At 69.6% G+C, this 6,547-nt stretch carries 7 protein-coding genes; 3 read left to right on the top strand and 4 right to left on the bottom strand.

The window, feature by feature from the left end:
• Positions 1–2: 2 nt before the first annotated feature.
• The 3 genes from CVO76_RS01135 to CVO76_RS01125 are packed head-to-tail and all read left to right on the top strand — an operon-like array spanning position 3 to position 2,176.
• Positions 3–1,025, top strand: coding sequence for an NAD-dependent epimerase/dehydratase family protein (locus CVO76_RS01135; RefSeq protein ID WP_244186141.1), 1,023 nt, complete (start codon positions 3–5; stop codon positions 1,023–1,025).
• Positions 1,022–1,510 carry a hypothetical protein gene (locus CVO76_RS01130; RefSeq protein ID WP_208740387.1) on the top strand — a complete coding sequence of 163 codons (489 nt, stop codon included), beginning with the start codon at positions 1,022–1,024 and terminating at the stop codon, positions 1,508–1,510. Before CVO76_RS01135 ends, CVO76_RS01130 begins: the two co-directional genes overlap by 4 nt.
• A 33-nt stretch (positions 1,511–1,543) precedes the next feature.
• Positions 1,544–2,176, top strand: a complete 633-nt coding sequence (locus CVO76_RS01125) for an AAA family ATPase (protein ID WP_244186139.1) — start codon at positions 1,544–1,546, stop codon at positions 2,174–2,176.
• A 27-nt stretch (positions 2,177–2,203) separates the two neighbouring features.
• Here CVO76_RS01125 and CVO76_RS01120 read toward each other — a convergent pair whose 3' ends face one another.
• The 4 genes from CVO76_RS01120 to CVO76_RS01105 form a co-directional block, all read right to left on the bottom strand.
• Positions 2,204–3,112 carry an aldose 1-epimerase family protein gene (locus tag CVO76_RS01120; protein ID WP_208740386.1) on the bottom strand — a complete coding sequence of 303 codons (909 nt, stop codon included), beginning with the start codon at positions 3,110–3,112 and terminating at the stop codon, positions 2,204–2,206.
• Positions 3,109–4,620 carry an alpha-N-arabinofuranosidase gene (locus CVO76_RS01115; protein ID WP_208740385.1) on the bottom strand — a complete coding sequence of 504 codons (1,512 nt, stop codon included), beginning with the start codon at positions 4,618–4,620 and terminating at the stop codon, positions 3,109–3,111. Before CVO76_RS01115 ends, CVO76_RS01120 begins: the two co-directional genes overlap by 4 nt.
• A 47-nt stretch (positions 4,621–4,667) precedes the next feature.
• Positions 4,668–5,597 (bottom strand): carbohydrate ABC transporter permease, encoded by a 930-nt coding sequence (locus CVO76_RS01110; protein ID WP_208740384.1) that lies wholly within the window; start codon positions 5,595–5,597, stop codon positions 4,668–4,670.
• A gap of 3 nt (positions 5,598–5,600) precedes the next feature.
• The coding region (locus CVO76_RS01105) for a carbohydrate ABC transporter permease (protein ID WP_244186137.1) at positions 5,601–6,547 on the bottom strand (947 nt) is incomplete at its 5' end.

The following is a 6,547-nucleotide window of genomic DNA, read 5'->3' as shown; positions in this document are numbered from 1 at the left end:
TCCTGATCCTGGGCGGCACCGCGTGGCTCGGCAGGGAACTCGCCGCCCGGCTCGTGGGCGGCGGGGACGACGTCACCTGCCTCGCCCGTGGCACCGCCGGCCCGCCTCCGCCCGGGGCCGTATTCGTCGCCGCGGACCGATCGGACGCGACGGCGTACGACGCCGTCCGGCGCTCGGACTGGGACGAGGTCATCGAGATCTCCTGGGACGTCGCGCACGTCACCGCGGCCCTCGATGCGCTCGGAGCACGGGCCGCCCACTGGACCCTGATCTCCTCCTGCTCCGTCTACGCCTCGAACGACGTCCCCGGCGCGGACGAATCCGCGGCGCTGGTCGAGCCGGGTGAGGGCGGCGAGGACGACTACGCGCAGGCGAAGGTGCTCTGCGAGCGGGCGTCGACGGCGGTGGTCGGTGACCGCCTGCTGATCGTCCGCGCCGGGCTGATCGCAGGACCCGGCGACGGGAGCGACCGCTTCGGCTACTGGGTCTCACGGTGCGCCCTGGCCCGGGACGGCGACGTGCTCGCGCCGACCCTCTCCGGCCGGTACGTGCAGGTCATCGACGTCCGTGACCTCGCCGCCTGGACCATCAGCGCCGGCCGGGCCGGCGCCACGGGAGCGATCAACGCCGTGGGTGACGCGCACCCGTTCGAGGAGGTGCTCGCCCAGGCGCGCCCTGTCGCCGGTCACACCGGTGCCGTCGTCGAGGCGGCACCGGAATGGCTGGTGGAGCAGGGCGTCGCATACTGGGCGGGGCCGCGATCCCTCCCGCTCTGGCTCCCCGAGGACTTCGGCGGCTTCAGCCGCCGCAGCAACGCCGCCTTCCGGGCCGCGGGCGGCGTCCTGCGGCCCCTCCGGGAGCTCCTCGAGGACACGCTCGACGACGAGCGTGGACGCGGGCTCGGGCGTGAGCGCCGGTCGGGGTTGACCCGCGCGGAGGAGAGCGGACTGCTCGCCCGGCTCGGGGGCAGGACATCGGCTGGCCAGCCCGGCACTCGCGCCCGGCTCGGAGGGCTAGGACCATGACCGGCAGGACCGCGAGGGCGGCAGCCCTGTGCGCACTGGTGCTCGCCGCGACGTCCTGCACGGCGGAAGCGCTCCCCTGCACAGCGGTCGCAGCGCTCGGGGGGCTGTCCATCAGCATCGAGGGAGGGCCTGCAGCCGTCGCGGCGGGACTCGACCTGACGGCGTGCACCGAGGACGGCTGCACCACCACCGAGGTGGTGCCGACCCCCGGCTCGTCGAATGCCGGGGAGACGTGCAGCCCCGAGGCGAACTCGTGCAGCGTCTCCCCGACGCCGGACGGCACCCTCCAGGGGTTCGCCGAGCTCGACCTGCCCGAGCAGGAAGTCCGCGTCGACGTGGTCCTCCGGGGGACGGACGGGTCCACGAACGGCTCTACGACCACCGTCCTCCCGGCCAGGGTGTACCCGAACGGCGAGCAGTGCGGGGGCGACGCGGTGCAGGGTCATCTGGTGCTCGACGACGGCGGGCTCCGTCCCGGTCCGTGACCACCCGTCGGGGCCACCCGGGGAACGGCGCCGGTGCGGGTTCCGTTGAACCGGGTACATCCTCCACGGAAGGCTCTTCCCCTGCGCATCCTTCTGACCGGTATAGACGGGTCCGGCAAGAGCACGGCCGCCCGCGACCTCACCCACGCCATCACCGACCGGGGAGACCGTGCGGTGATGCTCAAGACCCCGGCCGGGCGCCGGACCATGGCGGCGTGGTGGTCGCGGCTGGGCCGGGCGCCGGGACCCCGCCTGCAGGACACGCTGGAGACCGTGGCCCGCGTGGCCAATGCCCTTCTCCACGAAGTACGACTCCTCCGCTTCGACGGCGTCGTCGTGCTCGATCGCGGACTCACCTGCCAGCTCGCGCTGCGGGAGGCACGCGGCCTGCCGCGCGGCGTGCTCCTGCCGTGGCTCGAGCGGATCCTCCCGGCGCCGGACGTCGTCGCGCATTTCGACCTGCCCGTCGACGTCGCGCTGCGTCGCGTCGCGGCGCGCGGCACCGACGTGGAGACACGCGCGGGGCTCGCGGCACTGCAGGCCGGCTACCGGAGGCTGCCCGGGTTCGGCTCCTTCACGCTCCTCGATGCCGACCGGCCGGCGGGGGACGTCCTCGACGACCTGCTGGCCCTCGTCCGCCGGGAGACCGCCGGGGCCAGGGCCTGAGACCCGGCCCGATGCAGGACGGCGGCGCTACAGGGCCGTGATCGTCCAGCCCGTCGCGTGCATCTCCCCGGGCTGGAGGACGACGAGGTCCTCGCCCGAGTTGAAGGCGTCGGGTGGGCAGGTCATGGGTTCGACGGCGAGGCCGAGGCGTGTGTTCTCGGGCTTCTTCGGGAGGTCCGCGGTGTGGATCTGCACCCAGGGGCAGCTCTGGTCCCACACCATGGCCGCGCCGGTGCCGGAGGCCGGATCGGTGACCCGGACCGTGGCCCGGCCGGCGGCGTCGTACGTGAGGCCGGTGAAGGCGTGGTCGATCTGGACGTCCCCGAGGACGCGCGCCGAACGGAAGTCGAAGGGCGTGCCGTCGACGGCTTCCTTGCCGACCGGCAGCAGGCGGTCGGGCGTGACGGTCAGGACCGTCGAGGCGGGGAGCTCGAGCACCCACTCGTCGAGCGGTGACGGACCGGCCACCAGGTACGGGTGGGGGCAGACACCGTACGGCGCTCGCCGGGATCCCGTGTTCAGGGCGGTGACGTCCGTCCGGAAGCCCTCCCGGTCGACACGGAAGCGTGCGTGCAGCGCGAGCGTGAAGGGGTATGCCTCCGTCGGCTCGATGGTGCAGCCCAGGGTCACGGTGGACGCGCTGTGCTCCACGAGGGTCCAGGGGATGTCGAAGACCAGTCCGTGCAGGGCGGCGCCGCGCTCGGGTTCGTTGACGTGCAGCTGGTGGTCGACGCCGTCGAACGAATAGCGGCCGTCCTCGATCCGGTTGGGCCACGGCGCCACGAAGGCGCCGCGGAAGCTCGGCATCTCCTCGTCGGCGTCGAAGCCGACCACGAGCGGCCGTCCCTCGTAGGTCAATTCCCGGACGGCAGCACCGAGACCGAGGACGACGGCCGTGTAGCCGCCGCCCTCGATCCTGTATTCGGAAGGGCTCATGCGAGGGATACGGCCGTCCAGGACACGGGGGGCAGCGTGATGGTCACGGCACCACCGTCGAGCTTCGCTGAGGTGTTGGTCTTCATGGTCACGCGCTCGGGCTCCTCGAGGGTGTTCTTGGCATATACGTCCGTATCGTACAGCGACTGCGCCTCCACACGGCTGAAGCCGTTCAGGGCGGCGATGTCGATGGTCACGGTCGTCTCCTCGGTCTGGGACCGGTTGACGAGGAAGACGGCGGTGGCTCCCGTCGTGTCGTCGTGCGTGGCCACCGCGTCCACCAGGGACACCGTGCCGTAGTCGCTGGTCTCGTACGTGCCGGCGTCGAGCTTGAGTTCGAGCACGGAACCCTGCGCGAGCTTCGAGGTGAGGGAGAACGGGAAGAACGTGGTCTGGCGCCAGGCGGGGCCGCCCGGCTCCGTCATGATCGGCGCGATCACGTTCACGAGCTGAGCCAGCGACGCCGAGGTGACGCGGTCCGCGTGCTTGAGCAGCGAGATCATCAGGTTGCCGAACACGACGGCGTCGGCCACCGAGTAGCAGTCCTCGAGCAGGCGCGGGGCCACGGGCCAGTTGTCGAGGCCCTCGATCTTGTCGACGTTCTCGAACCGGCTGATGTACCAGACGTTCCACTCGTCGAAGGAGATGTTGATGGTCTTCGAGCTGCCGCGGACGGCCTTCACATGGTCGGCGGTCGCGACGACGGATTCGATGAAGGAGTCCATGTCGACGGCGGAGGCGAGGAAGGAACCGAGGTCCCCGTTCTTCTCCTCGTAGTAGGCGTGGCAGGAGATGTAGTCCACGACGTCGTAGGTGTGCGTGAGCACCACGCGCTCCCATTCGCCGAAGGTCGGCATGTGGGCGCTCGAGGAGCCGCAGGCCACGAGTTCGATGGACGGATCGAGCTGGCGCATGGCCCGGGCCGTGATGGCCGCGAGCTTGCCGTAGTCCTCGGCGGAGCGGTGGCCGAGCTGCCAGGGGCCGTCCATCTCGTTGCCCAGGCACCAGATCTTCACCCCGAACGGGTCGGGGCGGCCGTTGGCCATGCGCTGGTCGGCGAGTGCGGTGCCCTTCGGCAGGTTCGTGTACTCGAGGAGCTCGAGGGCCTCCGGGGTTCCGCGCGTCCCGAGGTTCACCGCGAGCATGAGGTCGCTGTCGACCTTCCGCAGCCAGGAGGAGAACTCGTGCATGCCCACCTGGTTGGTCTCCGTGGAGTGCCAGGCGAGGTCGAGGCGGGTGGGGCGCTCCTCGCGCGGTCCCACGCTGTCCTCCCAGCGGAAGCCCGAGACGAAGTTCCCGCCGGGGTAGCGGATGGTCGAGACGCCCATCTCCTTCACGAGTTCGATGACGTCCTGGCGGAAGCCCTCGTCGTCGGCGGTCGCATGGCCGGGCTCGTGGATTCCGTCGTAGACGTGGCGGCCGAGGTGTTCGACGAACCCGCCGAAGATGTTGCGGTTGATGCGCCCGACCGTGAAGGAGGGATCGAGTGTGAGGCGTGCGTTCTGCATCGAGCTGCTTTCTGTTCAGGGTGGCGTGCGGTGGGGCGGGGTGCGGGCTACTTGAGCGAGCCGAGCGACAACCCGCCCTGCCAGTACTTCTGGAGAGAGAGGAAGGCGATGATGAGCGGGATGATCGAGATGAAGGCGCCCGTGGTGATGAGGTTCCACAGGGCCTCGCCGCCGCTGCCGGCGTTGGACAGTGCCTGCCAGCCGTTCAGGCCCACGGTGACGGGGAGCAGCAGCGGGTCGCTGAGCACCGCCAGCGGCAGGAAGAAGTTGTTCCAGGTCCCGACGACGGACAGCAGGAGCACCGTGACGATGGCCGGACGCAGCAGCGGGAGCGCGATCTGGAAGAACGTGCGGATCTCGCCCGCGCCGTCGATCCGTGCGGCGTCGAGGAGCTCGTCGGGTACCGCCTCCTGGGCGAAGACCCGCATGAGGTAGACACCGAAGGGGCTGAGCAGCGACGGCAGGATGACGGCCCAGATGGTGTTCACCAGGTCCACCGAGCTCAGGAGGACGAACGTCGGGATGACGAGCGCCGTCAGGGGCACCATGACCGCACCGAGCAGGATGCCGAAGAAGGCGGCCCGGCCGCGGAAGTTGTACTTGGCGAAGCCGTAGCCGGCGAGGACCGCCAGGACGGTGGCACCCACGCCGCCGGAGATGGCGTAGAGGAACGAGTTGCCGAGCCAGCGCCAGTAGATGCCGTCCTGCCGTTCGAACAGGCCCTGGAGGTTGCTGAAGAAGTGGAATCCGTCGTCGAACCAGAGCGGGCCGCCGGATCCGCCGAACAGGCCTGCCGTGTCCTTGGTGCTCGCGACCGTCAGCCACCAGAGGGGGGTGATGAAGTAGATGACGAGCATCAGCAGGAAGATGTGCGAGCCGATGCGCGGGCCGCCGTTGCGGGCCCGGTTGCGGGCTGCCGTGCCGCGTGTCTTCCGGCCGGCGTCCTGCTGCTGGGGGGTGTCTGTGACGAGTGCCATGGCTTATTTCAGTCCGCTCTGCTTGCGGGTCAGGAAGAGGAAGATGAAGGAGAAGACGAACACGACGATCCCGAGCGCGAACGAGATGGCGGAGGCGTAGTTGAACTGGCTGTAGGAGAAGGCCAGCGTGAACGCATACATGTTCGGTGTGTACGACACCGGGATGGCTCCCTGCGCCACCCCCCTCAGGACCTGCGGTTCGGTGAAGAACTGGAGGGTGCCGATCAGGGCGAAGATGACCACCATGACCAGCGACGACGAGATCATGGGGACCTTGATGCGCAGGGCGATCTGCCGGTCGGAGGCGCCGTCGAGCACCGCCGCCTCGTAGATCCCGGGGTCGATACCTCGGAGTGCCGCGTAGATGATGATCATGTAGTAGCCGGCCCACTGCCAGGTGACGATGTTCACGAGGCTGCCGAAGATGTTGTCCTGTGCCAGGAATTCCGGCGCGGCGAGTCCGAAGAGGCCGAAGATGCTGCTGGCCGGACCGAACCGCGGGCTGTAGAGGAAGCCCCACATCAGGGCACCGATGACGACGGGGATCGCGTAGGGGATGAAGATCATCAGGCGGGAGAACTTCGAGGCCCAGGTGGCGAGGTTGTCGAGGACGAGGGCAGCGACGAGGGCCACGAGCATCTGGGCCGGGATCATGACCAGGGCGAACTTCGCCACTGTTCCGAGGCCCTCGAGGAAGATCGGGTCGGAGAACGCCTTGAGGTAGTTGTCTGCGCCGACGAACTTGTTGCCGGTCGCGAGGGTGCTGGTGAACAGGCTCATCCGGAACGCGAAGACCAGGGGCAGGATGAGGAAGGTCAGGAAGATGAGGGCGAAGGGCGCCACGAACAGCCATCCCCAGCGCTGCCTGCGCCGGTAGTTCCTGTCGGGACGGTGCTTGACCTGCTGGGGGGCCTCGGCGCGGTGGGACGATGTCGGCGCGGTGGTCGTAG

Origin of the sequence: Arthrobacter agilis (assembly GCF_002953615.1) — a bacterium.
Classification (GTDB): domain Bacteria; phylum Actinomycetota; class Actinomycetes; order Actinomycetales; family Micrococcaceae; genus Arthrobacter_D; species Arthrobacter_D agilis_B.
Note: the sequence above shows the minus strand (reverse complement) of the source record. Positions and strands in the feature narration are given on the sequence as shown.

Excerpts from the sequence above, each read along its gene's own strand:
- CVO76_RS01115 (WP_208740385.1), bottom strand. The coding sequence starts at position 4,620 with ATGCAGAACGCACGCCTCACACTCGATCCCTCCTTCACGGTCGGGCGC.
- CVO76_RS01110 (WP_208740384.1), bottom strand. The coding sequence starts at position 5,597 with ATGGCACTCGTCACAGACACCCCCCAGCAGCAGGACGCCGGCCGGAAG.
- CVO76_RS01130 (WP_208740387.1), top strand. The coding sequence starts at position 1,022 with ATGACCGGCAGGACCGCGAGGGCGGCAGCCCTGTGCGCACTGGTGCTC.
- CVO76_RS01120 (WP_208740386.1), bottom strand. The coding sequence starts at position 3,112 with ATGAGCCCTTCCGAATACAGGATCGAGGGCGGCGGCTACACGGCCGTC.